This window comes from Alteromonas ponticola (assembly GCF_012911815.1).
Classification (GTDB): Bacteria; Pseudomonadota; Gammaproteobacteria; order Enterobacterales; family Alteromonadaceae; genus Alteromonas; species Alteromonas ponticola.
In genome coordinates, this window is the sequence record NZ_JAATNW010000001.1 from 452,001 (window position 1) to 477,598 (window position 25,598).

The 25,598-nt window shown below is 46.4% G+C and carries 21 protein-coding genes; 4 read left to right on the top strand and 17 right to left on the bottom strand.

Annotated features, from left to right (window positions below):
- Positions 1-14 precede the first annotated feature (14 nt).
- From HCJ96_RS01950 to seqA, 5 genes are all read right to left on the bottom strand, one after another.
- Complete coding sequence (locus HCJ96_RS01950) at positions 15-1,325, bottom strand: putative bifunctional diguanylate cyclase/phosphodiesterase (RefSeq protein ID WP_169209334.1); 1,311 nt, start codon at positions 1,323-1,325, stop codon at positions 15-17.
- A 314-nt stretch (positions 1,326-1,639) separates the two neighbouring features.
- Positions 1,640-3,613, bottom strand: a complete 1,974-nt coding sequence (locus tag HCJ96_RS01955; RefSeq protein WP_169209335.1) for a carboxypeptidase-like regulatory domain-containing protein — start codon at positions 3,611-3,613, stop codon at positions 1,640-1,642.
- 207 nt (positions 3,614-3,820) lie between these two features.
- Positions 3,821-6,301 (bottom strand): glycogen/starch/alpha-glucan phosphorylase, encoded by a 2,481-nt coding sequence (locus HCJ96_RS01960; protein WP_169209336.1) that lies wholly within the window; start codon positions 6,299-6,301, stop codon positions 3,821-3,823.
- Positions 6,302-6,506: 205 nt separating this feature from the next.
- A complete protein-coding gene (gene pgm / locus HCJ96_RS01965) occupies positions 6,507-8,159 on the bottom strand; it encodes a phosphoglucomutase (alpha-D-glucose-1,6-bisphosphate-dependent) (RefSeq protein ID WP_169209337.1) in 1,653 nt (550 codons plus the stop codon).
- A 26-nt stretch (positions 8,160-8,185) separates the two neighbouring features.
- Positions 8,186-8,755: a replication initiation negative regulator SeqA gene (gene seqA, locus HCJ96_RS01970; protein WP_169209338.1), complete on the bottom strand. Its 570-nt coding sequence runs from the start codon at positions 8,753-8,755 to the stop codon at positions 8,186-8,188.
- 322 nt (positions 8,756-9,077) lie between these two features.
- Between seqA and HCJ96_RS01975 the strand changes: the two genes are divergently transcribed.
- The 3 genes from HCJ96_RS01975 to HCJ96_RS01985 are packed head-to-tail and all read left to right on the top strand — an operon-like array spanning position 9,078 to position 13,012.
- Entirely contained in the window at positions 9,078-9,995 is a 918-nt protein-coding gene (locus tag HCJ96_RS01975; protein WP_169209339.1) for an AAA family ATPase, read from the top strand.
- Between the two features lie 9 nt (positions 9,996-10,004).
- Positions 10,005-10,982 carry a DUF58 domain-containing protein gene (locus HCJ96_RS01980; protein WP_169209340.1) on the top strand — a complete coding sequence of 326 codons (978 nt, stop codon included), beginning with the start codon at positions 10,005-10,007 and terminating at the stop codon, positions 10,980-10,982.
- On the top strand, positions 10,979-13,012 hold the full coding sequence (locus HCJ96_RS01985; RefSeq protein ID WP_169209341.1) for a transglutaminase TgpA family protein: 2,034 nt from the start codon (positions 10,979-10,981) through the stop codon (positions 13,010-13,012). Before HCJ96_RS01980 ends, HCJ96_RS01985 begins: the two co-directional genes overlap by 4 nt.
- 6 nt (positions 13,013-13,018) lie before the next feature.
- Here HCJ96_RS01985 and HCJ96_RS01990 read toward each other — a convergent pair whose 3' ends face one another.
- The 6 genes from HCJ96_RS01990 to HCJ96_RS02015 all read right to left on the bottom strand — a co-directional run bounded on the left by HCJ96_RS01990 (position 13,019) and on the right by HCJ96_RS02015 (position 18,848).
- Positions 13,019-13,594, bottom strand: coding sequence for a hypothetical protein (locus tag HCJ96_RS01990; RefSeq protein WP_169209342.1), 576 nt, complete (start codon positions 13,592-13,594; stop codon positions 13,019-13,021).
- 18 nt (positions 13,595-13,612) lie between these two features.
- On the bottom strand, positions 13,613-15,697 hold the full coding sequence (gene fusA / locus HCJ96_RS01995; RefSeq protein ID WP_169209343.1) for an elongation factor G: 2,085 nt from the start codon (positions 15,695-15,697) through the stop codon (positions 13,613-13,615).
- Between the two features lie 177 nt (positions 15,698-15,874).
- Positions 15,875-16,954, bottom strand: a complete 1,080-nt coding sequence (gene rlmM / locus HCJ96_RS02000; RefSeq protein ID WP_169209344.1) for a 23S rRNA (cytidine(2498)-2'-O)-methyltransferase RlmM — start codon at positions 16,952-16,954, stop codon at positions 15,875-15,877.
- A complete protein-coding gene (locus tag HCJ96_RS02005) occupies positions 16,947-17,324 on the bottom strand; it encodes a DUF423 domain-containing protein (protein ID WP_169209345.1) in 378 nt (125 codons plus the stop codon). The genes rlmM and HCJ96_RS02005 overlap by 8 nt, the downstream gene beginning before the upstream one ends.
- Entirely contained in the window at positions 17,321-17,959 is a 639-nt protein-coding gene (locus tag HCJ96_RS02010; protein ID WP_169209346.1) for an alpha/beta family hydrolase, read from the bottom strand. The genes HCJ96_RS02005 and HCJ96_RS02010 overlap by 4 nt, the downstream gene beginning before the upstream one ends.
- Positions 17,949-18,848 carry a transcriptional regulator GcvA gene (locus tag HCJ96_RS02015; protein WP_169209347.1) on the bottom strand — a complete coding sequence of 300 codons (900 nt, stop codon included), beginning with the start codon at positions 18,846-18,848 and terminating at the stop codon, positions 17,949-17,951. Before HCJ96_RS02015 ends, HCJ96_RS02010 begins: the two co-directional genes overlap by 11 nt.
- 216 nt (positions 18,849-19,064) lie before the next feature.
- On the opposite strand from HCJ96_RS02015, the gene HCJ96_RS02020 reads away from it, so the two are divergent.
- The gene (locus tag HCJ96_RS02020; protein ID WP_169209348.1) at positions 19,065-19,349 is read left to right on the top strand and encodes a hypothetical protein; all 285 of its coding nucleotides are present in this window, start codon (positions 19,065-19,067) and stop codon (positions 19,347-19,349) included.
- A gap of 82 nt (positions 19,350-19,431) precedes the next feature.
- On the opposite strand, the gene kdsA is transcribed toward HCJ96_RS02020, so the two are convergent.
- From kdsA to hemA, 6 genes are read right to left on the bottom strand one after another with little or no spacing between them, the layout of a single operon-like run.
- A complete protein-coding gene (gene kdsA / locus HCJ96_RS02025; protein WP_169209349.1) occupies positions 19,432-20,286 on the bottom strand; it encodes a 3-deoxy-8-phosphooctulonate synthase in 855 nt (284 codons plus the stop codon).
- 17 nt (positions 20,287-20,303) lie between these two features.
- Positions 20,304-20,678, bottom strand: coding sequence for a SirB2 family protein (locus tag HCJ96_RS02030; protein WP_169209350.1), 375 nt, complete (start codon positions 20,676-20,678; stop codon positions 20,304-20,306).
- Between the two features lie 10 nt (positions 20,679-20,688).
- Positions 20,689-22,245 (bottom strand): DUF3369 domain-containing protein, encoded by a 1,557-nt coding sequence (locus HCJ96_RS02035; protein WP_169209351.1) that lies wholly within the window; start codon positions 22,243-22,245, stop codon positions 20,689-20,691.
- Between the two features lie 53 nt (positions 22,246-22,298).
- Positions 22,299-23,138, bottom strand: a complete 840-nt coding sequence (prmC, locus tag HCJ96_RS02040) for a peptide chain release factor N(5)-glutamine methyltransferase (protein ID WP_169209352.1) — start codon at positions 23,136-23,138, stop codon at positions 22,299-22,301.
- Between the two features lie 6 nt (positions 23,139-23,144).
- Positions 23,145-24,230 carry a peptide chain release factor 1 gene (prfA, locus tag HCJ96_RS02045; protein WP_169209353.1) on the bottom strand — a complete coding sequence of 362 codons (1,086 nt, stop codon included), beginning with the start codon at positions 24,228-24,230 and terminating at the stop codon, positions 23,145-23,147.
- A 38-nt stretch (positions 24,231-24,268) separates the two neighbouring features.
- The gene (hemA, locus tag HCJ96_RS02050) at positions 24,269-25,543 is read right to left on the bottom strand and encodes a glutamyl-tRNA reductase (RefSeq protein ID WP_169209354.1); all 1,275 of its coding nucleotides are present in this window, start codon (positions 25,541-25,543) and stop codon (positions 24,269-24,271) included.
- Positions 25,544-25,598: the final 55 nt, after the last annotated feature.

Sequence of the window (25,598 nt, forward strand, 5' to 3'; positions counted from 1 at the left end):
CAAGTACGGGTTGGTTACCCCAGGCGCTTTCGCAATGGCGAGTCACCCACGATAATTTCTTCATTGGTTAGTTCAATAAATTCGTTTAACGGGATGGCCTTTGAAAACAGATAGCCCTGCCCCATCGTCAGACCAATATCGCGCAAGATGTGGAGTTGCTCTATGGTCTCTATGCCTTCAGCAATAACATCACACTGTTTGGCTTTACCTATTACCCTGGCAGCTTCAATTATGGCCCGGTTGATGGGGTTATCACACAGTTCCAGCACAAAACTTTTATCAATTTTTAACGCATTGATGTCGAGATCGCGTATATAGGCTAAGTTTGAATATCCCTTGCCAAAATCATCAACCGAAATACCCACCCCCAATTGACGCAACTGCGACAGCTGCTTTTTCACCATCAATGAATTAGTTAACGCGATATCTTCAGTAAGCTCGAATTCAACCCGTTTTAGATCGACGCCATAGCAATGGCTGAGGTATTTAAGGTGATTAATAAGCTTACTATCGTACAGTTGTGTGGGCGAAATATTGACCGACATCATAATATCGATGCCTTTGGAATTTAATTCTGCTACGCTGTTAAATGCCTTATCAAATGTCCAGTAAGCCAGTTCCTGCATCATGTTGTATGACTCAGCCGCTTCAATTAAGGGCCCGGGAAACAGGATCCCATCCAACGGATGATTCCAGCGCAACAAACATTCAGCGCCAATAATTTTGAGCGAATCTAAGTCTACCTGTGGCTGAAAATATAACTCCAGCTCGTCATTTTGTAACGCGCGTTTCAAATCGGCTTTCAGTGCGAGGCTTCTACCTGTGGCTGGCTTCTCGTGACCGTTAATAAAATAGTAATTTTCGTACTTATTTTCTTTCGCTTGTTTAAGTGCCGTCTCGGCACGAGAAACAAACGCTGTCAGGTTAAAGTTTTGGGTCGAGGCGCTTGCCACACCCACATTGAAATCAGCAATAAACGCGTGGTCATCGTAGTGCATTGGGGTTTTAAAATGCTCAACCAGTCGCTCGAATCTGCCGCGCAATTGCGTTTGGTTTTTTTCGCCGGTAAATATCACCCCGAAAACGTCACCACTGATGCGGCCAATTTCAACCTCGTTACCAAATAAAAAACGGATACGATTGGCAATTTCCAGCAGGAAACGGTCACCTACCTTAATCCCCAGACTGGTGGTAACATCAGAAAAGCGCACCACGTCGATCAGCATTAACGAAATATGTGAGTCAGCAGATGCACAGCGGTCGACCGCATCGATAAAGGCATATCGATTGGGTATAGTGGCAAGCGATGTGTGCAAACTACTCATTGACCGAAAACTTCCTGCGCAACAAATTGCAGTAAAATATTAGCTATAGCTTATCAAACCATGAGGATATATAGCTGAGCAACTTAATCTAAGTATTAAACTGCATACGAGCGTATATCGGATGAACGCCAGCATAAATACTAATTAGAAAAGTAGCAAGCCCAACCCTGTTGGAATTTCGCCCTTAGCCACAACGAGCCTGGCAATATGCCAAAAAACGCCAGTGATGGCCTGCATGACGAAGCTGAACAGTCGCCCTCGGCATTCTTAGCTTATTGGAAGTGAGCTAAATGATGCAAAGGGCTTATCCGCGTTTACAAGTGTGTTAAATCCACTGGCGCCTCGGGCGTTTTGTGCAAACGTCGAAGATCCCAGCGTATACCATCAGTGGACCCAATGTCGCCATAGATATTTTCAAAATAGACGTGATCATTGTTTAACAGAAAAAACGCATTATCTTGCTGATTAATCAGTTCCAGTTCACGCTCGTGGTACAGCAGGCATGCTTGCTGATCGGCAAGAAAACCTGGCGTTCTGCACGCTTCACTGCGCTCGCCGCCACGTAACATCGTTTGCGTTATCATTAGCTGATTATCCTGAAGTGTCCAGCGCCCGTAATCTCTGGTTACTTCCTCTTTCACAAGTGCGCCATCTTTGTTGCGATCTTGAGTGTAAATGGTATCGGCATCACCATTTTCATGCAGTACAAAATAATGCTGATTCAATGGCGAGCCATCATAATCAAATTCAAACGCATAAATTCCCGGGATTTCATCCGGCTTCCAGGTGACCTGTTTTTCATTCAGACTGGCCTGATAGACATTACCGAAAACATCTTCACCGTTGGCGTCGTTGAAACTGATCTGCACTTTATCTACAAAATTGTCATTAGAGACTTTCCGTATCGCCATTGAAGTGAATGGAAAACCATAGTCGCTGATCCAGGAATTGGTACTGCTGATAAAGTCGAGAACCAGTGCATCTTCATCGAACGTCCAGCTAACGGTGATCCCTGTTACTTCACCTACTGCAGTGCCGTCAGCATTGAAGGTGAAGCGGTCAGCCAGTACATCATAATCGACTTCATCAGTATTGAGCCTCAACCCTTTGTGCTCACCCGCATCCGCCAATGGGATGTGTAACGTACTGGGCGTTGCGAATGAAATGAGGTAGGTTTGCATGGTAGCAGTAACCAGCGCTGAGGTTTCCTGTAGTTCACTGTCTCTTTCGGGGTGATCAGGAAACTGAGACTCGATAGTATATTGCACGGCCAAGCCAAGGGTCTCTTCCGTTTCGCTTACTATTCTCAGGTTAATATTTTTAAAACCGGTCAAACGACGGATACTTTTCTGAGAACTGTCTTCAAAAATAAAGTTTTCCTTGTAGGTTTGTTCAGCAAATGCGATATCGATGGTGCTGCCGTTATGTTCCCAGGTAAATGCTACGTTCTGGTATTTTCCAGTATTATCAGCATTAAATTTAAACGCGTGGTTGGCCTGATCATTACCGTCAAAATCTACGAAATACAGCTCGAAGGAGGTAGGGAATGTTAGCGTACTGTCATAAATACTGGGATCGTCTAATGTTTCTTTCTGCGCTTCACTAAATTCGTCACTCAGCAGAACGGAATTAACGTATTCGTTCATCACCTCGCTATAGCGCATAAGCTCCAGGGTATGATCAAACCCGGGTGGCAGGGCTAGCTCGGGATTATTACCTGCCTTATCGATAGCTACTTTGATCGCCGTCGCTAAAGTAAGGATGTTATGCTGCGAGAAACTGTCAGCATACTGCTTGAGTATAGCCTTCGAATGCACCTCTTCGCTCTCATGTGCTTCAACAAGTAAACCATACTTTGCAGTTGTAATATGACTCACCGTAACCGCGAAATTTTCGCTGGCGACCAAAATTTCGTCTGCTCCGGCATCTTCGACCAGCTCTTCCAGTTCACCGACTAACGAGATCAACCCTGCGGTAGCTTGCGGTCCGGTACCCATCGCTTTTAGGCTGACAAACTTATCCAAATCACTTTTTAAGAATTCAAGTTTAATTGAATAATTTCCGTCATTATCCGTAGTCGTCAAAATATCGGTATCAACCCCATCAAGCATTAATGTGACATCTGCACCCGCTAACGGGGCATCGGTAGCAATACCGTTGATGGTTAGAGTTTGTTTTTCTTCAGCAGGAGGCGTTTGAACAACATTTTTTGAGGAACTGCCACCGCCGCCGCCACATCCCATAAGTGAAAGCGTAAGTGCGCTGAGCACAAAAATAGCTCGTTTCATATTTTATCCTTAGGTACTACTTGTCCAGACCAACCCAATCAAAGAACAGTCAGACGCATCGATTAACGTTATAAATGATGACTACAAAGTCGGCGAAGGGATTCTAGAAGGATTAACGCAGAGGGTAAAGGGAATTTGTTATCGAAAAAGTAAACGATGAGTGTAAGAAAGGCGCTGGGAGATGCCTCCCAACGCCTTATTTTAGTTCTACTTCACTTCACAAGCACGCAGCTTCCATATCTTATCAACGTAATCCTGAATTGAGCGGTCAGAAGTAAATTTACCCATTTTCGCGGTGTTGATGATGGCCATTTTCGCCCAGCGCTCCTTGTCCCGGTACGCTTCATCCACTTTGGCCTGAGCATCAGAATAAGCACGGTAATCTGCCAGTACCATGTAAGCATCGCCCTGTTCCAGCAGACTTTGCTTGATTGATACCAGTGCACCAGGTTTTCCAGGGGTGAAGTAATCGGTTTCGAGCCAATCGAGGATGGCTTTAATTTCAGCATCGCGATAGTAGTAATCGTGCGGGTTGTAACCTTTCGCTTTTAAGGCTTCAACTTCTTCCACGGTCATACCGAAAATAAAGATGTTGTCATCGCCAACTTCTTCCGCAATTTCAATGTTTGCACCATCCAGCGTGCCGATAGTTAAGGCACCATTTAGCGCCAGCTTCATATTACCTGTACCGGACGCCTCTTTGCCCGCTGTACTGATTTGCTCAGATACATCGGAGGCGGGGATCATCTTTTCAGCCAGTGACACACGATAGTTAGGTAAAAATACCACTTTAATTTTGTTTTTCACCCGTGGGTCGTTGTTGATTTTATTACCCACCATATTGATGGCGTAAATAATATCTTTGGCTAATCGGTATCCTGGCGCAGCTTTGGCGCCAAAAATGAACACACGCGGGTGCATATCGTAATCCGGATTTTCCAGAATACGACGATACAGCGCCATGATGTGAAGCAAATTTAAATGCTGGCGTTTATATTCGTGCAGACGCTTTATTTGTACGTCAAAAATCGCATTCACATCGACATCAATATCCAGGGTCTGCTTTATTTCGTTGGCAAGCAACTGTTTATTTGCTTGTTTGACCTGCATAAACTGTTTCTGGAACGTCTTATTGTTGGCGTGCTTTTCCAGCCCTTCCAGCTTTTTCAAATGCAGCGGCCAATCGTCGCCAACCTTTTTGTCAATTAGCGCCGACAAGGCAGGATTACAGGCTTTTAACCAGCGACGAGGTGTAATGCCGTTAGTTACATTGGTAATCTTACCCGGCCACAGTGCTTCAAATTCAGGAAACAGATTCTGTTTGACCAAACGGGAGTGAATTTCTGCCACCCCGTTTACCGCAAACGAGCCAATAACGGACAAGTTACCCATGCGAACCATTTTTTCGCTGCCTTCCTCAATGATTGAAAGTTTGGCTTTCTTTTCATTGTCTCCGGGCCACTTTTTATCAACCAAATCCATAAAGCGATGATTGATTTCGTAGATGATTTCCAAGTGGCGCGGCAGAATCTTTTCGATCATTCGTGCAGGCCATTTTTCAAGGGCTTCAGGCAATAAGGTATGGTTAGTATAAGCAAATACCTGAGTAGAGATATTCCACGCTTTTTCCCAGTCCAGCTCTGCGCGATCTACTAAGATGCGCATTAATTCAGGAATGGCGATAGCGGGGTGAGTGTCGTTAAGCTGAATCACTACCTGCTCAACAAACCGGCTCCAGTCATCGCCGTGAGCACGTTTGTAGCGGCGAATGATATCTTTCAGTGAACAGGAGCAGAAAAAGTATTGCTGGATAAGACGCAGCTCTTTACCTGCTTCGGTTTCGTCATTGGGATAAAGCACTTTGGATATGGTTTCTGCATGCACATTTTCCCGTTGCGCATCCACATAACCACCCGCATTGAATACGTCCCAGTTGAAGTAATCTGACGCTTCACTCTGCCACAAACGCAACACATTAACGGTTTTGCCTTGATAACCTACCACGGGAATATCCCATGGTACGCCTTTAACTGTAAGACCCGGGTGCCATTCTTTTTGAATTCGTCCGTTTTCGCCGTACTTAGTTTCTACATAACCATATAGCGATACTTCCTGAATAGATTCAGGCCGACAAATTTCCCATGGATTACCGTAATCACGCCAGCTGTCAGGACGTTCGATCTGCGCGCCACTTTTGATTTCCTGTCGGAACAAACCATGCTCGTAATGTATACCATAACCAATGGCGGGTAGTTCCATGGTTGCCAGAGAATCAATAAAACACGCGGCCAGACGACCCAGACCGCCGTTGCCCAGCGCCATATCTGGTTCTTCTTCCATGATATCGGTAAGTTCGACCCCCAATTCCTTTAACGCTTCCTGTGCAGTATTAAACAAGCCCAGGTTGTGCATATTGTTGGACAGTAAACGCCCCATTAAAAATTCTGCAGACAGATAATGTACTGCACGGGTATCGTTGAGGTAGTGGGTTTTTTGCGTTTTACGTAAGCCTTCCAGGACATTTTCCTGAATAGCCGAACAAGTGGCTTTCCACCACGCATGGTTGTTGGCTTTGTTTTCGTCTGTGCCTAAGGTGCAATGAAGATGACGGATGACCGCATCTTTGAAGACATTTTTGTCATTGGCATTTTCGGCTATTTTTGATGGAGCTTTTGCTTTACGACTCATGAAATGATTCTCACCGTGTTAGTTACCATCGTGAAAGTGGTAATTTAGTTACGAAATCTGGTCAATGAAAATCAATATAGCAGCGTTTACGCACAAAATGTGTTAATGAAAAGTTAAAATTCGCATTTTTTTGCATGAAAACGTATGCAAAACCTCAATTTTTAACTTCTCATTAACATAAGTGATGTAAATTTGTTACAAATCCCTAATGGATAATACTGTCGACTAACTTTTGCGCCTCGTCTAACAGTAATTGCAAGTGGTCCTGGCCCTTGAAGCTTTCCGCATATATTTTGTATATTTGCTCGGTTCCCGATGGCCTTGCTGCAAACCAGCCATTTTCTGTAACTACCTTTACGCCACCAATGGCGGCGTTATTACCGGGTGCGTGCGTTTGCACCGTCATTATTGCTTCTCCCGCTAGCTGTTTATCTTTAATAACAGTTGCATCCATGGCTGAGAGTTTGTTTTTTTGCTCCAATGTCGCCGCGACATCTTTTCTAAAATAGACCGGTTCGCCGAAGTGCGCGGTTAACGCCTGGTAGTGCAATCCAGGATCGCTACCGGTTACCGCTAGAATTTCAGCGGCAAGTAAGCACATGATAAAACCATCTTTATCGGTTGCCCACGTATCGCCATCCCGTTGCAGAAAAATGCCACCTGCACTTTCTTCACCGGCGAAACCAATGTCACATTTTGCCAGCCCTTGTACAAACCACTTAAAGCCCACTGGCATTTCGGCCAGCTGTCTATCCAATCGCGCGACCACACGATTAACCATGCTGCTTGAAACCAGCGTTTTACCCACTTTCAAGGTCACTGGCCATTGTTTGCGATGGCGATATAAATAATCAATCGCCACTGCCAGATAATGATTGGGATTCATCAAACCGACACTTTTACAGACAATACCGTGGCGGTCAAAATCTGGGTCGTTACCCCAGGCAAGATCAAACTTATCTTTAAGTTCTATCAACCCTGCCATGGCATAAGCAGAGGAACAGTCCATGCGCAACTTGCCGTCTTTATCGCGGCGCATAAAGGCAAATCGTTGATCAACGTTTTTATTCACGACCGTAATATCGAGACCGTATTTTTCAGCGATACGCTCCCAGTAGCCCACTCCCGCGCCACCCAAAGGATCAGTGCCTAATTTGAGGCCGGCGTCTGCGATTGCCTGCATATCGATGACTTTCGCCAGGTCATCGATGTAGGGGTCCATAAAGTCATCTTCCTTAACCCGCCCTGATAACCAGGCTTGTTGTAACGACAACATTTTCACATTTTTATTCTGCTCAGCCATCAGCGCATTAGCTCTGGCCTGAATCTGGTTTGTCACTTCACTGTCTGCAGGGCCGCCATGCGGAGGGTTATATTTAAAGCCCCCATCTTCCGGTGGATTGTGCGAAGGTGTGATCACCACACCATCTGCTGTGGCATGGTCAGCAGTAAGATTGTGGCGAATTATGGTGCGCGAGATCACCGGGGTTGGGGTAAAACCCTGACTGGCGTTATCCTTCAATTGAATGACAACATCAACCTCGTTCGCTGCCAACACCTGAATGGCGGTGAGCATGGCGGGTTCAGACAACGCATGGGTGTCCTTACCAATAAATAATGGGCCGTTAATGTCTTCTGCGTGGCGATACTCAGCTAACGCCTGGCAGATAGCCGCAATGTGCATTTCATTAAAGGTACGATTGGCTGCACTACCGCGATGACCAGAGGTTCCAAAACTTACCGCTTGCTCAGGAGCAGACGCATCAGGCGTCAAGGTATAGTATTGACTTACCAGTTCAGCGACATTAATCAGTTGTTCTGGTGCGGCTGGTTGCCCGGCCTTTTCGTGTAATGCCATCTCACTTCCCTTAATGCGTTTTTGAGTTACTTGTCTACGGTTTCCGGCGCAAAGCGACCAATTATTTCATCAATTTCCTGATGAGCGTAGCCCAGTGTTTCTAACACTTCCTTTAACATGGCTACTTTTTTCGCTGAGTTATTATTGGTTACCACCCAAAACGGACTATCAGGGATAGGCTTCGGATTAGTACTAGAACCATTTTCCAATAATGCCTCTTTACTGCGGGCAAAGTAGATTCTGTTTTTGCCCCGAATCTGTTCTACTTTTGCAAAGTCGTCGCCGTGATGCTGAAACAGTTGTGCTAACACAAATAAAAACTGGTCGACGCGCTTGGTGAATCTGGCCAACGCAGTGGTAGAAATTGTATCCAGCACGTCAGTACTGTCGACACTGTCACCGTCTGCTTTGGTAGGTGCTTCATGTCGAGTTTGCTCAACCTTTAGCGCAGGTTTAGCCGCTATATCTTTATGCACGGGAGCGGGTGTTTCCGGCATGAGCAGGCGACGTAAAATATCTGACGCACTTTCACCGATATGTTTAGTCTGGGCTGCGATAAATGCGTACAAATCATCATCAATATCAATTGTTTTCATAAATACTTCCTATTGAGAACGCCCCATTATAGACAACCTGAAAAAATGCTGCAGTAGTTAAAACAATCAATTTCACACAAAGGGTAGTTCATCGCTAATTTAAACGGAAGTGGGTGCCTATTCAGCAAGGCTAAATTGATGGGTTTACCGTGTGCAAATTAGCAACCTTAAGCTAACACTGTCAGTGGGTTGGCGAGATACTGCGTTGGATTTTCATCATTTACAGTGGGCATACCCTATACTCAGGTATTAGTGCACTCACCTATTCTTGCAAACAACTTGCTAGGATGTGACCAATTGGAGTTGATGTCTGGACATGAATATGAACGCGCGTTTTCACGCAGTAGTAAAAGCTTTGGGTCAGCATATTATTGGTAAACAAGAGCAAATCAAACTGGCCATTACCTGTTTGATCGCTAATGGCCACTTACTTATTGAGGACTTGCCCGGAATGGGCAAAACAACGCTTTCACATGGTTTGGCGAACGCGTTTGGGCTAGATTTTTCGCGAATTCAGTTTACTTCCGATCTGTTACCTGCCGATATGCTGGGGGTGAACATTTTTGACAGTCAGCGTCACGAGTTTTCGTTTAAACCCGGTCCGCTGTTTAATCAACTGGTGTTAGCCGATGAAATCAACCGGGCCAGTCCTAAAACGCAGAGCGCTTTATTAGAAGCTATGGAGGAACACCAAATCAGCGTCGATGGCACGACGTACTCGCTGCCTGATCCGTTTTTTGTTATCGGCACCCAAAACCCGAGTTATCAATCAGGCACCTACCCTCTGCCAGAATCTCAACTGGACCGGTTTCTTATGCGCATATCACTTGGCTATCCTAGCTGGGACGCGGAGAAAGCCATGCTTCAGGCAGGGGGCAACCGACAATCTTTCGCCATGAACGAAGTCATTTCTTCTGCTGATCTGCTGGCCTATCAACAAGACGTTAACCGGGTTCACTGCAGTGATAATGTTATCAGCTATATTTTACGCCTGGTAACGCAAAGCCGTGAAGAAGGTATTTACCCAAATCCGCTCTCTCCACGCGCGAGTAAGGCTTTACTGCAATCAGCGAAAGCCTGGGCGTATTTGCATGAACGGGACTTTGTGGTACCCGAAGACGTACAGGCAGTTTTTGTGGCAGTGGCCGAACATCGCTTACGCTCTGAACGTGATGATCCGCAAGAACAGAAGGTTTTGAGTGAACGCTTATTGGAAAGTGTCGACCCCCTAGCAGCCTAGGTCAACAGCATGCTAAGTAACGTAAAGCACATCTGGGATAACCGGGTTAATCACTGGCTCAGCAAGCGTATTCCCGCCTCAGCAAAGCAAAAGCTGAACGTGCGCTCTATCTTTATATTTCCTACCTGGTTCGGGCTGGGCTTTCTCATTACCTGCGCAGGTCTGTTTATTTTAGGCACCAACTACCAGAACAATCTGATGTTGTTATTGTTTGATTTTTTACTAGGCCTGTTCCTGCTAAATCTATTTTTCAGTTATTTAAACTTTGCCCGCCTGCAAATAAAGGCGCAGCCAATTCAGGCTGTGTTTGCACAAGGACATGCCTCGTTGACGATCCACCTTTTGCCTAATGATGATAATCGTTCAGCCCACGGCATAATCAATGCCGGTTGGTGGAAAGACAACAATGTGCACAGCGTAGATTTAGACGCGAAGACAACTCAACTGTGTCTGCCTTATTTTACTCCAGCAAGAGGGGTTCATCCCTTACCCCGAGTGACCCTGTTCAGTGAATATCCGCTGGGACTTTACCGCTGCTGGACGCACTTGAATTTAGCCCAGCAGGTTATTGTTTATCCTGCCCCACACACCTGTGCCGTTAAATTGCAGTATAAAGCAGGTGCAGGAGAACGCGCCTCCACCGAGCAAGAAGGTCACGATGACTTTTATGCGCTACGCCCTTATCAACAGGGTGAGCCGCTGCATCGGGTTGCCTGGAAAAGCGTTGCCAAGGGGGGTGACTGGGTAAGTAAGTCGTTCAGTCATCAACAGTCTGAAGCCGGTTTTCTCATCCTTCCTCTACCGTGTCAGGATCTGGAGCTGGAACTTAGCCGCTTGTGCTACCAGATTATCAAGCTAACTGAAAAAAACCTGCAATTTGGTTTAACCCTGGGCGATGCGGTGATCGAACCCGGGCAGGGAGAGCAACATAAGCATCGTTGCTTGTCAGCATTGGCGCGTTACCCCGCAAGAGAACTCCCATTATGACTGCAGGTCGCCTTCCCATTGCAGGCCACACCGCCAGCTTATGCATTGCGGTGCTTATCAGTGTATTGTCACTTAGCTTACTTGAACCGCTCATGGTGTGGGTCATTTTGCTCACACTGTGTACCCTGTTTGTGCGCATTTCACTCTACCTGGGCTGGTATCAGAATGCACCCAATCAGCGCACTATAAATCTGCTGGCCGTGCTGTCTTCACTGGCTCTGGCCTGGTTTAGCCTTAATCTGGGCCTGCTATTTTCAATGATAAATCTGCTGGTTGTTGCCTGTTCGTTGAAATTAATAACGTTAAGCAAACGAAGAGATTTTTTACAATTGTTCGCCTGTGGGCTGTTTCTGATTGGCGTCGGCTTTATCTTTCAACAGGGCATACTAAGCGCGCTGTTTTATTTCGCTACCTTACTGTTTTTACTATTTGCGCTGATCAGCTTTTATTCTCCGCAACTCTACTGGAAAAAGCGGACCAAGGTAATCAGTTATCAACTTTTACAGGCCTCCCCCATTGCCATTATTTTATTTTTACTGCTACCCCATTTAGGACCGCTGTGGAAAATGCCCACCAGCCAGTCAACTAAAACAGGATTGTCTGAACGAGTCACGCCCGGCGATATTGCCAATTTGAGTCAATCTGATGAACTGGTATTCCACGCAACCTTTGAAGGCAGAGTTCCAGTACGCAGTGAAAGATACTGGCGAGCAATGACGCTCGAAGAGTTCGATGGTAAAACATGGCAAATCAGCCCGCACCGAGAGCGCTTTCGGCAACGTAACCAACGAGTCAACAATCGCTTTTTACCCGCATTACTCACAAGCAGTTACGATTATCAGATAATCGCAGAAGCCAGTGGCCGCCCCTGGTTGTATGCAATTGATATAGCAGTTCCTGCCACCAGCACTGATAAAAATCAGATTTGGTCATCCAGAGACTATCAGCTGATTGCCAATCAGCCATTAATGAGCAAACGCGCATATAATGTACGCTCTTTTCCACTTTCTCCCCTGCCCTCGCCCAATTTAGACTTGGAACGTCAGCTAAATTTGATGGTTCCTAAAAAGGGTAACGAACGGACGATTAGTTGGGTAGCGGATTTGCGCAGCACTTACCCGGATAATCAGCAATTTATTGAAGCGGTTTTAGCCTATTTTGGCCAACAACCTTTTATTTATACTTTGTCTCCGCCGCCGATGCGTGAAAACTTTGCTGATACCTTTTTGTTCGATGAAAGGGCCGGATTTTGTTCCCATTACGCCAGTGCTATGGCTTATGTACTCAGACTGGCTGGTATTCCGGCACGCATGGTAACCGGTTATCAGGGCGGCGAGCGCTTGAAAGACAAGGTCATCAGTGTTTATCAGTACGACGCCCACGCCTGGGTAGAAGCAATCGTCAGTGACGAAGGCTGGACACGCTTTGACCCCACCGCCGTGGTGGCGCCATCCAGAATCAATGCCGGGTTGAGAAATACGCTGGATGCAACAGGCGAGTTAGCGCAGTACACGCTTTTCTCTGATTTTGGAAAGACTGGTGTGGTAAGAGAAATCAGTTTGATGTTTGCCAATTTAAATTATTTCTGGAGTCGGTGGGTCCTCGGCTTCGACAATCGTCAGCAACAAAATCTGTTTACCTTACTTCTAGGTAACATTACCCCACTTAATATGACCCTGTTAATCTTAGGCTGCTTAGTCGCCATAAGCTGCTTACTTGCGCTCTATTTTATTCCTCGATGGAGCAGCAAAACGATTGACCCGTGTACTCGCTACTATTTAAAAGCGGTTAGCTTAGTGAGCAGTGCGACAGGAATAGAGCGTCATAATCAACCGCCTCTGGCTTTTTTAGCGCAGGCCGAAAAACATCTCACTGCGCCGGCTAATTTGCACTTCCGCGTTGTTACTCACTGTTTTGTTGCACAGCAGTATCAAGCGGCGGCAACGAAGGATAAAACGCGTAAGCGAGAACACCTAAAGATGCGCAAAGAGGTTAATACGCTACAACGAAAACTGAAAAATCAATGGTAAACCGAATCATTTAACTGCCATTATCAGGCAGCGCTCATCCACTACCTGAGCCATGGGGAAAACTTTTTTAGCCTTTTTAGCCAGTTTCGCCACCCAATCGGCGGGCACGACGAGGGTAATGACAGTGAAAGGTCCGGATTTAAAGCTTACGGCATGTTGATGACAAACAATGGTAGTTACCATGCTTACAGATATAGCGACGGCTCTATATTCACCCGCATCGCTCAAACACACTGGGCGTATAATGATAACCTGGTTTTTGCAGCGCGTTTGTAGTGTAAGTAATGAGTGAAACAGACTGCATCGCCACCATAAGAAACACACAACAATTAATAGCCCTCCTTCAAACAGCAGGGTGGCTGCGACGTTCAGAAGGAGATGGTTGAACAGTGTCGTACTGGTATTGAATAATTCAATAATCAAAGCTGCCTTCACCACGGATGATTGAGATTTAAAGGTTCCGCCATGAGTGGAGTGCGTATCATCGCGAGTTGTCAGCAGTATCTTACACGCACAGCATTCATCCAAGTCCAGCTTTAGATCAGGTAAAAAAAAGCCCGCTACAATGAGCGGGCTTGGCATCTTGGAAAAAGTGTACTACTACTTTTTCTCTTTACGAGCTTTCACTTCTTCAATTACTTTGTCAGCTACGTTTTGTGGACATGAGCTGTAGTGGCTGAATTCCATAGAGAATTGACCACGACCTGATGTCATTGTACGCAGATGGCCGATGTAACCGAACATTTCTGACAGTGGTACGTCAGCTTTAATACGCACACCTGTTACACCTGCTTCCTGATCTTTGATCATGCCGCGACGACGGTTAAGGTCACCGATAACATCACCAACGTGATCTTCCGGGGTAAACACGTCAACTTTCATGATCGGCTCAAGTAATTGAGGACCCGCTTTTGGCATAGATTGACGGAATGCACCTTTCGCAGCGATTTCAAACGCGATAGCTGACGAGTCAACGGCGTGGAAAGCACCGTCATACAGTTCAACTTCAACGTCAAGAACCGGATAGCCTGCAACAGGACCCACTTCCATCATGCTCTTGAAACCTTTTTCGATGGCTGGGAAGAATTCTTTAGGAACGTTACCACCAACAACGGTTGACTTGAACGTAAAGCCAGAATTCTGTTCGCCAGGACGGATACGGTAATCAATTTTACCGAACTGACCAGAACCACCAGATTGCTTCTTGTGCGTGTAGCTGTCTTCAACTTGCTGCGTGATCGTTTCACGGTACGCAACCTGAGGCTGACCTACGATAAGTTCTACGCCGTAGGTACGCTTAAGAATATCCACTTTGATGTCTAAGTGAAGTTCACCCATCCCTTTAAGGATAGTCTCACCTGAATCTTCATCAGTTTCTACGCGGAAAGACGGATCTTCTGCAACCATTTTACCGATTGCGATACCCATTTTCTCAGAGCCACCTTTATCTTTAGGTGCTACAGCAATCGAGATTACCGGCTCAGGGAAAACCATTGCTTCAAGCGTACAAGGGTGCTTCACGTCACACAGGGTGTGACCAGTCTGTACGTTCTTCATACCGACGATGGCAATGATGTCACCAGCGTGTGCTGAAGTCAGTTCATTACGCTCATCAGCCTGCATTTCTACCATTCGGCCAACACGCTCAGTTTTACCTGTGGCTGAATTCAAGATGGTGTCACCTTTGTTCAGCTTGCCAGAGTAAATGCGCACAAACGTAAGGGCACCAAAGCGGTCATCCATAATTTTGAATGCTAACGCTTTTAATGGCTCGTCAACTGAAACGGTAGCAACTTCACCTGTTTCGTTACCTTCTTCGTCAGTAAGCGGCTGAGGTTCAACTTCTGTTGGAGCTGGCAAATAATCAACAACGGCATCCAATACAAGTTGCATACCTTTGTTTTTAAACGCCGAGCCACAGAATGTTGGGAAGAAAGCAAGATCACGGGTACCTTTGCGGATACAACGCTTAAGGTCTTCAATCGATGGTTCTTCGCCATCCATGTAAGCCATCATTAATTCGTCATCTTGTTCTACCGCAGTTTCGACCAGCGCTTCATGGTATTCGTTGACTTTATCAACCATGTCTGCAGGTACGTCTTGAATCGAGTAGTTCTCAGGCAGGCCTGTGTCATCCCAAACGTACGCCTGTTTAGTCAGTACGTCTACAACACCTGAGAATTCGTCTTCAATGCCGATAGGCAGTGTCATAACAAGTGGCGTCGCACCAAGTACTTTCTTCACCTGGCCAACTACACGATAAAAATCCGCACCCATACGGTCAAGCTTGTTGACGAAAATGATGCGCGAAACTTCTGATTCGTTAGCGTAACGCCAGTTAGTTTCTGATTGTGGTTCAACACCACCCGATCCACAGAAAACGCCAATACCGCCATCAAGTACTTTCAAAGAGCGGTATACTTCTACGGTAAAGTCAACGTGTCCGGGAGTGTCAATTACGTTTAAACGGTGATCCTTCCAGAAGCAGCTAACTGCAGCTGACTGAATGGTAATACCACGCTCAGCTTCTTGCTCCATGAAGTCAGTTGTTGACTCACCGTCGTGTACCTCACCAGTTTTATGGATTTTACCGGTAAGCTTCAAAATACGTTCTGTAGTGGTAGTTTTGCCCGCGTCTACGTGAGCGAAAATACCTATGTTTCTGTAATGAGATAAGTCTGCCATTGGTTCACTTTCGTTGGTTCAGTGTAAAAAAACGGCGGGATTATAAAGGATCTTGCTACTACTTTTATACCTTTTTCCGCAGAAAGGTTAATTTCTGCGCGCAAAAACCGCCGCAACAATATAATAACTATATAAAAATCATAACGTTAAGCAAAATAAATTAAATTTACTGATTTTTTAAAAATACTGACTTTGACGGATAACCGTTACCGTAACCTCGTCACGATCGTGATAAAGGTGTCTGGCAGTCATGCTAAATGAGTCGTTTAATTTTGCTAACCGTGCTTTTAGGGACAACAACGCCATTGAAACTGTTTCGTAACGCTGCTTCATTGGAAGTTTCAAGTTAAATATAGCGTGAAGAGCGCGGTCCGTCACTAGCCAGTCACCCATTAATTTTGCAACCCGGTCGGGTTGTTCAATCATATCACAAACCAGCAGGTCCACTTTTTGCTGTTGTGGTTTATAGGTAAAACCGTCTTCGGCAAAATGTGCTACCTGACCGGTGGCCATCAGCGCTTCATCAATCGCTCCATTATCTACCGCTTCCACGTACATTTCGCGAGTGACCAACTGATATGTCCAGCCACCGGGACAGGCACCAAGGTCAACCGCACGCGCTCCCGGCCTGAACACGTATTGGCGTTCGCGTTCATCTAACATGGTTAGGATAGCTTCTTCCAGCTTTAATGTTGAGCGACTGGGTGCACTAGCGGGAAACTTAAGGCGACACACACCTAATTCAAATGGACTGCGTGTTTGCGGGTAACTGATGGCTAATTTGCAGGTTGTAAACGCAGTAAAAAACACGTGCAGCACAGGCTGCTTCAGCGCTTCTTTTTTGCTCAGATAATCCTGTTTGCGTAACGCCTGGCGTAACGGTACGGCAAATTTGCGACAGAATTTTGCCAGCTCTTTGCCGTCATCAGTGTCTGGGTACTCAACCCATACCGCGCCAAATTTAACCGCCTGCGCTGCCACCGCCTCCAGAATAGGTGAAATTCTATCGCTCGACTCCAGTTCAGAGAGCTGTGCAAACACCCAACTTAACTGGCGTGGGAATACCGTTTTTTTAAGCTCAAATTGTTTAGCTTTGATCGCTTCAGATGGCGGCTCATACAAGGGAAACTCGACAAAGCCCTGATTCGGTTTGAATAGTGGGTAACCGAACACATTATGCTGTGCTGTCAAGTCAGCGAGCTCTTTAGCTGTATCCGCTTCATAGCCGCTGCGGCAATACGCAAGTAAACTAGTCATTATTAAAACCACGCAAGCTGGCGGCAAACATGCATAGCCAGCCAAGAATAAACGCGACCCCGCCAATTGGCGTTATCGGTCCGAATATGGGCTGGTTGGTTGTCGCCAGCATATACAAGCTACCACTGAACAAAAAGCTGCCCAGCAGAAAGCCCCAGCCTGCACGCTTAAGCCAACGGTGATGACCAAAGGCAGAGAGTGCGGGTAACAGCAGCATCGCCAGCGCATGGTACATCTGATAACGCACACCGGTCTCAAATACTTTTAACCCATCAGCACTTAACGAATCCTTTAATTCGTGAGCTGCGAATGCGCCTAACACTACCGCTAAAAATGCACTTAGTGTCCCTGCTACAAAAAATAATCTCATTTACTCCACTCTTTTATAAATTGAACAGTTTGCTCAATGGCTGATTGAATATTGTCCTGTTGAGTCAGACCACTGGCTTTTCGTGGCTTAAAACTATGTTCACCGTCGGTCAATATCGAGGTATGGATGGCTGGACTTAACGAATAGTGTTTAATTTCATCTGCGGTGCCAAAAGGATCACGCTCGCCCTGAAGTATCAACAATGGGGTCTGCAGGTTCGCAAGATGCGCGGTACGCGTTTTCTCTGGTTTACCTGGCGGATGAAATGGATAACCATACACAATGATACCCTGCACAGCGCATTGTTCAGCAATCATCGATGCAACTCTTCCCCCCATGGATTTGCCCCCGATAAACGTGGGAAGGGTGCTGCGATCCAGCTTACTTTGTTCAACGATTTCGCGGTAGTGAGCTTCCAGCACCGGCATGCGGTCGGGCGGACGGCGCTTTTCAGTTTGCTCAATAAGCTGCATGTAGGGAAAATCAAACAGCAAGACTTCTATATTCATCTCTGACAAGCCGTTCGCCAAATCTTGCATAAACGCTGAGGATTTCCCTGCCCCGGCGCCGTGCGCAATGATCATTCGGGCGCTGGCGCTGTGGCGTGCTGATTTCAGCTCCAGGCTATAGGACATCTTGCTCTTCCTCTACCTGGGTCAACACCCAGCTCCGGAATGCCGCTATTTTGCCGAGCTCTGCCTGCGCCTGATCACACACCAGATAAAACGCATCACGACTTTCTACTTTTTCTTCAAAGGGAATGACCAGACGTCCTGCATCGAGCTCAGGACGCGCGAGCACGGTATTACCCAGCGCGATACCCTGCCCCAGGGCCGCGGCTTGTAAAACCAGCATGGAATGACTGAACACCGGCCCTTGATTTACATTGACCCCATGCACACCCACATGTTTTAACCAGTCTTTCCATGCGGCGCGACTGGAGTCATGCAACAAAACATGATGTTTTAGATCGGATAACTGGTTTAGCGGTTTAGGGCCACTGAACAAAAGCGGCGAGCACAACGGCGTGAGGAACTCAGTATGCAGTTTATCTGCGCTCACCCCACTCCAGCGGCCTTTACCGTAGTAAATAGCCACATCCACATCATCATCTAAAAAGCCCTCATCAAAGTCTACCGCTTTTATTCGTACGTCGATGTCAGGATGAGCCAGACTGAACTTGCTGATACGGGGAACCAGCCACTGGCTGGCAAAGCTGGGAGGCATGGCTACGGTAACCGCACCTTTAGAGCCCTTCGCCAGCAGTTTTTCAGTGGCTTCCTGCAGATTTTTAAAAATATCTTTGAGTTCGAGAAAATAAGCCTGCCCCTCTTCCGTCAACAGTAAGGTGCGATTACGCCTGAGGAAGAGTTTCATGGATAAGTAATCTTCAAGCGCTTTTATCTGGTGACTTACCGCGGCCTGAGTAACAAAAAGCTCATCAGCCGCACGCGTGAAGCTCAGATGTCGGGCCGCGGCTTCAAAGGCCTTGAGCGCATTTAGTGGGGGTAATCTTCGGTGCATCAGAATAATTCAACTTTGTGAAAATAAGGTTACAAATCCATTAGTTTTTTTAATGCATATGACATACTTTAACTCGTTTTAAAGTTTGCGAAAAGTTGTTTATTATTTCCCCGCAGTAAAAAAATACTCTTTTTATTCATAGAGTAACGCTGTAACGATTTGTTAAGAATTTAACATTTCAGCAACTATTTTTAAATTACTTATATTAGGTGTGATATGAAAAAATTACTTTTAGCTTCGGTCTCTGTTGTCGCTTTTGCGTCAGCGGCAGTCAATGCCAGTGAAATGCAGCCTCAAAGCCACGCTTCGGCACTTAACACAATGGCTTTCAATACCATTGATCTTGCTTCAATCAAGCCTGTCGTGGAGTTGACAGAAACCATTCAAAATCAGGTGGATAAGGCGTTTGCCGACGAAATTTCTACAATGAGCAAAGACACATTGTTCGTAAGAAACGACAAACGTAAATCTCGTAAAACCACGAGCCTACGTAGCGAATAATAAAACTTACACACCTGATGAGCAACTGGCGGCCTGCGCCGCCAGTTCTGCTTATTACTTATTACTTACCACCTGTTCGCTATTATCGCTGACTGGTATCAAGCTCTGCAAATCCTTTTATTAAATCGTCCAATGCCTTCATCTGCTCTAAATAAGCCTCCAGCTTATCAAGTGGCAACGCACAGGGTCCGTCACACTTAGCCTGATCAGGGTCTGGATGCGCCTCAATAAATAAGCCAGCCAATCCTAATGCCATACCGCTACGTGCTAACTGCGCAGCTTGTGCACGGCGTCCATCAGCAGAACTTTCGCGTCCCCCGGGCATCTGTAAGGCATGGGTGGCGTCAAAGATAACCGGCGCATAGGCTTTCATTGCATCCATTCCCAGCATATCAACCACCAGGTTGTTATAACCAAAGCAGCTTCCGCGCTCACACAGGATAATATTGTCGTTCCCTGCTTCGGCGAATTTTTTTATGATATGGCGCATTTCATGCGGCGCCAAAAACTGCGGTTTTTTCACATTGATTACTGCACCGGTTTTTGCCATTGCCACAACCAAATCAGTCTGGCGGGCCAAAAATGCCGGCAATTGAATGACATCAACAACTTCAGCGACGGGTGCGGCTTGATGAGGTTCATGAACGTCAGTAATGAGGGGAACAGAAAAGGTGTTCTTGATTTCCTCAAAAATCCTGAGCCCCTCTTCCATTCCTGGTCCACGAAAAGAATGTACTGATGAACGGTTGGCTTTATCAAACGACGCTTTGAAGACATAGGGAATGCCCAGTTTCTCTGTCACTCTGACATAGTGTTCTGCGATACGCATAGCTAAGTCGCGAGACTCGAGCACATTCATGCCACCAAAAAGCACAAAAGGCGTTGTGTTGGAAACGTCAATTGTGTTGATTGAAACCACGGATTTGGATTCACTCATAAATAATGTTCACACTCCTAGAAAAACATGGGTTGCTTAGTAATAGCAACATTAGCAATTAATACTAACCAGATCAGTGCACCGATGAAACCAATCCAGCGCATAGGCGCATTTCTACCCCATTTTAAGGCGAACATTCCTAGCAGAATATAGGCAACTAAACCCACCACCTTGAATGTCACCCATGCATGCACGAACGGATATTGCGAGATAATGATGCAAAGCCAGATTGCACTGAGTAAAAGAATAGTATCGATAATATGAGGAACAATTCTTACCCACTTTCTGTGTAAAAAGGCGGGGTTAAATTGTGACCAGATAAACCTTACGATAAATAAAAGGATACTTAACCCGATAGCAGTTAAGTGAATGTGCTTGGCAGCTGCGTACATTGCAATGACCTTATTGTTGTTCTAAATCGGCGTAATCATGTTGTACCTGCATGAATAAATCAATATTTTCAAGCAAGTAAGTCACTAATCGGGGATCAAAATGCTTCCCGGACTCTTTTTTCAAGGTTTCGATGACTTTCTCTAGCGGCCATTTTTGTTTATATGGCCGCTTATTTACTAAGGCATCAAACACATCGACTAACGCAGCGATACGGCTTTCCACTGCGATTTCCTTTTCTCTCAGCCCCTCAGGATAACCTGCACCGTCCCAACGTTCATGATGCTGTTTGGCCAACATTGCGGCAATTTGGATGGTGGGCTTATCTGAGTCTTTCAGTATCTGGTAACCAAATTCGGCATGCTGACGGATCTGGAATATTTCATTTTCTGTTAATGGGTCGGTTTTTTGAAGCAGGGTGGGCGAAATTAACGCGTTACCTACATCATGCAGCGGTATCGCGAGCTTGAGAATTCTTACTTTGCGGTCTTCCAATTTCAAGCCCCGCGCCAATATTTCCGCCATTTTGACCATGCGTTCAATGTGACGGTTACCTTGCGATTCATGATCCAGCGCCTTACTTAATCGCTCAATCACCTCTCGTTGTGTCCCTTCAATTTCATTAGTTAGCAAAAGATTTTCAAAAGCTATTTGTACATTATCAGAAAAAAGCTTAATCAACCGTTTGTCTGTCTCTCCGACCCTTCTTGCCAGCCCGGTGAGATATAAAATTGAGCCGTTTTGGTTTTTACTATCGCAGTACGCCACCACGTAATCATCGCCATATACAATCTGTTTTGAACGCAAGGCTTCTTTGCACAAAGCATATACATTTTCATCCACTGCGTCCTTTAGCCGTTTCCCTTCTTTTTCAGAATATTCTCCATTACCCGCGAACACGTACAACTCATCGCTGGCGTGCTGACTGAAGGATTTAGGTGCGGCAACGGCGGTGGTGATATAAGCGGCGTCCTTAGCACATCCCAAAATAGACGAAACTTGCTGGATAAGCCCCTGCATGAATTTTTCCAGGGAATGTGTGGCAAATAAATCGGTTGAAGCATCAATTATTTTTTCAAGCCCAGCGCGATTTTCTTCGATGGCGACAATGTCACGATATGAACGTAGTGCTGCAATGATAACGGTAAACAGTTTTTGTGCAGTCAGCTCGGTTTTAGATTTATAATCGTTGATATCGTAGTTAATAATGACATGTTTTTCAGGCGCCTGACCAGGCTGCCCGGTGCGCAGAATAATCCGCGTAAAGTGGTTATCCAGATCGTCTCTGACATACTGTGCCACTTCCAGCCCTGCTTCATCCGTCTCCATTACCACGTCAAGCAGAACCACCGCTATATCGTCGTGTTCTATAAACCGCTTTTTAGCTTCTGAGCCAGAATAGGCACTGATGAATTTAAGGCGTTTTCCATTTAAAATAAAGTCACTTAGTGCCAACTTGGTGACCGCATGCACCTCCGGTTCATCGTCCACCACTAAAACCTTCCAAAAACCAAGTTCTTCTATGGGGGGTTCATCGGTATCTTCAGCAAATAACAGGTCATCATTCATGCTTTTTATACTCTTTTTACCGCTTTGCTAATTGAATACTACTGTAAGTTCAATTATTCGCAAGTATGCCAGCGACCTAAGGTAATGCGATCGAGTGCATTGATATCTTTAAATGTAACTATTTCAGTGTAGCCATGCTGGGCAAAAATTTCCGCCACCGCGGCCCCCTGATTATAGCCGTGTTCTATCAAAACCATGCCGTGAGAATTAAGATGCTCAGAGGCTTTTGCGACGATCCGCCGGATATCCTCAAGACCATCCACGCCGGATGTTAATGCTGACGCAGGTTCGAATCGCACATCACCTTGCGCAAGATAGTCACTGGTCGGTTCCACATATGGTGGGTTACTGACGATGATATCAAAGGTGTCATTACCCACGGCGGCAAACCAGTCGCTTTGTTTCACTATTACATTGGCAGTGCGGTTCAACGTCACATTGACTTTCGCCAGCTCAACCGCCTCGGCCACTTTATCCACCGCGACGACCTGCGAGTAAGGAAGTTCAGTCGCCAGGGCGATAGCTATTGCGCCAGTGCCGGTACCCAAATCACAAATAGACGGTGCGGAAGATGTATTAAACTCAAGCGTTTTTTCTACCAGTAATTCCGTATCAGGGCGAGGAATAAGTGTTGCCGGCGACACCTTCAAGCTAAGTGACCAGAACTCCTGATAACCTCGCAGATAGGCAACAGGCGTCCCATTTTTGCGTTGTTGCACCAATGATTTGAAGTCAGTCAGCTGCGCTGCAGAAACCTCACGCTCTGGCCAGGTGTACAAATAGCTGGTTGTCTTTCCCAGACAATGACTGAGAAGCGCGCGGGCATCGACGACAGGAGATTCTGTACCGGCCAGCTCCTGTTGAGCCCAGCTAAGCGCGTGCTCTATGCGCATGGTATATTACTCGTCTGACAATGATGCCAGCAAATCAGCCTGATGTTCCTGGCGAATAGGTTCAACCAGCCCCGCCAGATCACCTTCCACCACTTCATCTAACTTATAAAGCGTCAGGTTGATTCGATGATCGGTTACTCTGCCCTGGGGGAAATTATAAGTACGGATACGCTCTGATCGATCGCCACTGCCGACCAGATTACGGCGGGTAGTCGCTTCCTCTTTGGCGCGTTTTTCTTCTTCTATCTGATTTAGCCGGGCCTGCAGCACCGACATCGCTTTGGCGCGGTTCTTGTGCTGCGAACGTTCATCCTGACATTCCACCACTAAACCTGTAGGTAGGTGGGTGATACGAATTGCTGAATCGGTTTTATTGACGTGCTGTCCACCTGCCCCTGATGCGCGAAAGGTGTCAATTCGTAATTCAGCAGGATTAATTTCGATTGCTTCTGACTCCGGCACCTCAGGCAGTACGGCCACAGTGCACGCTGAGGTATGAATACGTCCCTGCGATTCAGTTTCGGGAACACGTTGTACCCGATGCCCGCCGGACTCAAATTTCATGACCCCGTAGACCCCTTCACCCGACAGGTTGGCAATCACCTCTTTAAAACCGCCATGCTCGCCTTCATTTGCGCTCACCACTTCGACTTTCCAGCCGCGGGATTCGGCGTAACGGCTGTACATTCTGAATAGATCGCCTGCGAAAATAGCGGCTTCATCGCCGCCCGCGCCAGCACGAATCTCTAAAAAGCAGTTGTGATCATCGTTAGGATCTTTAGGCAAAAGCAGTACTTGCAGTTCACTTTCCAGGGTTTCTAACTGGGCTTTTGCCTCTTTTATTTCTTCCTGCGCCATTTCACGCATTTCAGCATCATCTTCGTTAAGCATTTCCTGTGCTGACTCAAGATTTCTTTGTGCTTGCTGATAAGCATTAAAGCCGGCCACGACATCCTCTAACTGGCTGAACTCTTTTGACAGATTACGGAATTTATCTTGATTACCGATGACCTGCGGATCGCCAAGTAGCGCCTGCACTTCATCAAAACGCTCTACCAGATTTTCAAGTTTTCTAACGACCGATTCTTTCATACGTAAGTACTAAACCTTTCACAAAATAGTGATATCAATTATTTTTCATTCTGATTAATTTCAGAAGACAGTTCCAATGCCTGCTCGAGCCAATGGGTAACACTTGCGTTGTTATCTGCAGCGGCCTCGCGTAATACCCGCGTCGGCCCATGCATCAATGCATTGGTCAATTTATAAGCTAATTCCTGCATAACATCGTCAGCGGCTTTGCCTTCCTGCAACTGATTGACCGCGCGCGATACCAGTTGATCTCGTTGCGCCAGGCTTCTTTGACGGTATTGTTTTACTAAATCAATGGATTGCTGCGCCTGTTGCCAGGTAAGATAACTGTCCACGTAATCCGCGATAATTTTTTCTGCTTCCTGCGCTGCCATCTCGCGCGAGGCCAGGTTTTTCTCCACAATATGCTGTAAATCGTCAACGGTATACAGATACGCGTCGCCTAGTTCATTAACCTGCGCCTCTATATCACGTGGCACCGCCAAATCTACGAAAAAGATAGGTCTGTTTCGGCGTTGTTTCAACGCATCTTCGACCATGCCTTTCCCTATCAGGGGCAACTGGCTGGCGGTCGAGCTGATAACAATGTCATATTCCTTCAATTGTGCGGGCAGTTGTGACAGGGTCAGCACTTTGGCACCTAATCTATCCGCCAGTGATTGTGCGCGAGCGACGGTGCGATTAGCTACCGCGATTTGCACAACCCCCTGCTCTTTTAAATGTTGGGCAACCAATTCAATGGTTTCTCCGGCGCCTACCAGTAAAACGGATCGCTTGGGCAACGCAGAAAATATATGTTTGGCAAGTTGTACGGCGGCAAAGGCAACAGAGACCGCATTGGCACCAATTTCAGTATCGGTGCGCACTTTTTTGGCCACCGCAAACGTGTGCTGGAACAGCTTTTCAAACCCCGAACCGACCATCCCTGAATGCTTGGCATCCGTGTAGGCTTGCTTGACCTGACCTAAAATTTGCGGCTCACCTAAAATTAATGAGTCTAATCCACTGGCTACCCGCATGACATGCTGCACGGCATGCTGATCAAGATAACAGTAACTATGTGCGGCAACCTCCTGTTGCGCTAGATTATGAAATGACGCCAGCCATGCGGTTACCGTTTCACTCGACATCTGCGGTGCTTCCACATAAATTTCAGTGCGATTACAGGTTGAGACAATCACCGCTTCCTGCACGGTTGGCAGGGTTTTTAGCGACGCCAACGCAGCCACCATCGAGTCCGGCGTAAACGCTACTTTCTCGCGTAGTTCAACAGGTGCAGTTGTGTGATTAATTCCGAGGGCTAATAAGGTCATTCAATTTCATACAGACAGAGTCGCAGCGCATTGTACGAAAAACGCAAATTGATTG

Excerpts from the sequence above, each read along its gene's own strand:
- fusA (WP_169209343.1), bottom strand. The coding sequence starts at position 15,697 with ATGGCAGACTTATCTCATTACAGAAACATAGGTATTTTCGCTCACGTA.
- HCJ96_RS02030 (WP_169209350.1), bottom strand. The coding sequence starts at position 20,678 with ATGTACGCAGCTGCCAAGCACATTCACTTAACTGCTATCGGGTTAAGT.
- HCJ96_RS01990 (WP_169209342.1), bottom strand. The coding sequence starts at position 13,594 with ATGCCAAGCCCGCTCATTGTAGCGGGCTTTTTTTTACCTGATCTAAAG.
- HCJ96_RS01955 (WP_169209335.1), bottom strand. The coding sequence starts at position 3,613 with ATGAAACGAGCTATTTTTGTGCTCAGCGCACTTACGCTTTCACTTATG.
- HCJ96_RS01960 (WP_169209336.1), bottom strand. The coding sequence starts at position 6,301 with ATGAGTCGTAAAGCAAAAGCTCCATCAAAAATAGCCGAAAATGCCAAT.
- rlmM (WP_169209344.1), bottom strand. The coding sequence starts at position 16,954 with ATGACTAGTTTACTTGCGTATTGCCGCAGCGGCTATGAAGCGGATACA.
- HCJ96_RS02015 (WP_169209347.1), bottom strand. The coding sequence starts at position 18,848 with ATGCACCGAAGATTACCCCCACTAAATGCGCTCAAGGCCTTTGAAGCC.
- HCJ96_RS01975 (WP_169209339.1), top strand. The coding sequence starts at position 9,078 with ATGAACGCGCGTTTTCACGCAGTAGTAAAAGCTTTGGGTCAGCATATT.
- HCJ96_RS02020 (WP_169209348.1), top strand. The coding sequence starts at position 19,065 with ATGAAAAAATTACTTTTAGCTTCGGTCTCTGTTGTCGCTTTTGCGTCA.
- seqA (WP_169209338.1), bottom strand. The coding sequence starts at position 8,755 with ATGAAAACAATTGATATTGATGATGATTTGTACGCATTTATCGCAGCC.
- HCJ96_RS01985 (WP_169209341.1), top strand. The coding sequence starts at position 10,979 with ATGACTGCAGGTCGCCTTCCCATTGCAGGCCACACCGCCAGCTTATGC.
- pgm (WP_169209337.1), bottom strand. The coding sequence starts at position 8,159 with ATGGCATTACACGAAAAGGCCGGGCAACCAGCCGCACCAGAACAACTG.
- HCJ96_RS02035 (WP_169209351.1), bottom strand. The coding sequence starts at position 22,245 with ATGAATGATGACCTGTTATTTGCTGAAGATACCGATGAACCCCCCATA.
- hemA (WP_169209354.1), bottom strand. The coding sequence starts at position 25,543 with ATGACCTTATTAGCCCTCGGAATTAATCACACAACTGCACCTGTTGAA.
- HCJ96_RS01980 (WP_169209340.1), top strand. The coding sequence starts at position 10,005 with ATGCTAAGTAACGTAAAGCACATCTGGGATAACCGGGTTAATCACTGG.
- prmC (WP_169209352.1), bottom strand. The coding sequence starts at position 23,138 with ATGCGCATAGAGCACGCGCTTAGCTGGGCTCAACAGGAGCTGGCCGGT.
- HCJ96_RS01950 (WP_169209334.1), bottom strand. The coding sequence starts at position 1,325 with ATGAGTAGTTTGCACACATCGCTTGCCACTATACCCAATCGATATGCC.
- HCJ96_RS02010 (WP_169209346.1), bottom strand. The coding sequence starts at position 17,959 with ATGTCCTATAGCCTGGAGCTGAAATCAGCACGCCACAGCGCCAGCGCC.
- HCJ96_RS02005 (WP_169209345.1), bottom strand. The coding sequence starts at position 17,324 with ATGAGATTATTTTTTGTAGCAGGGACACTAAGTGCATTTTTAGCGGTA.
- prfA (WP_169209353.1), bottom strand. The coding sequence starts at position 24,230 with ATGAAAGAATCGGTCGTTAGAAAACTTGAAAATCTGGTAGAGCGTTTT.
- kdsA (WP_169209349.1), bottom strand. The coding sequence starts at position 20,286 with ATGAGTGAATCCAAATCCGTGGTTTCAATCAACACAATTGACGTTTCC.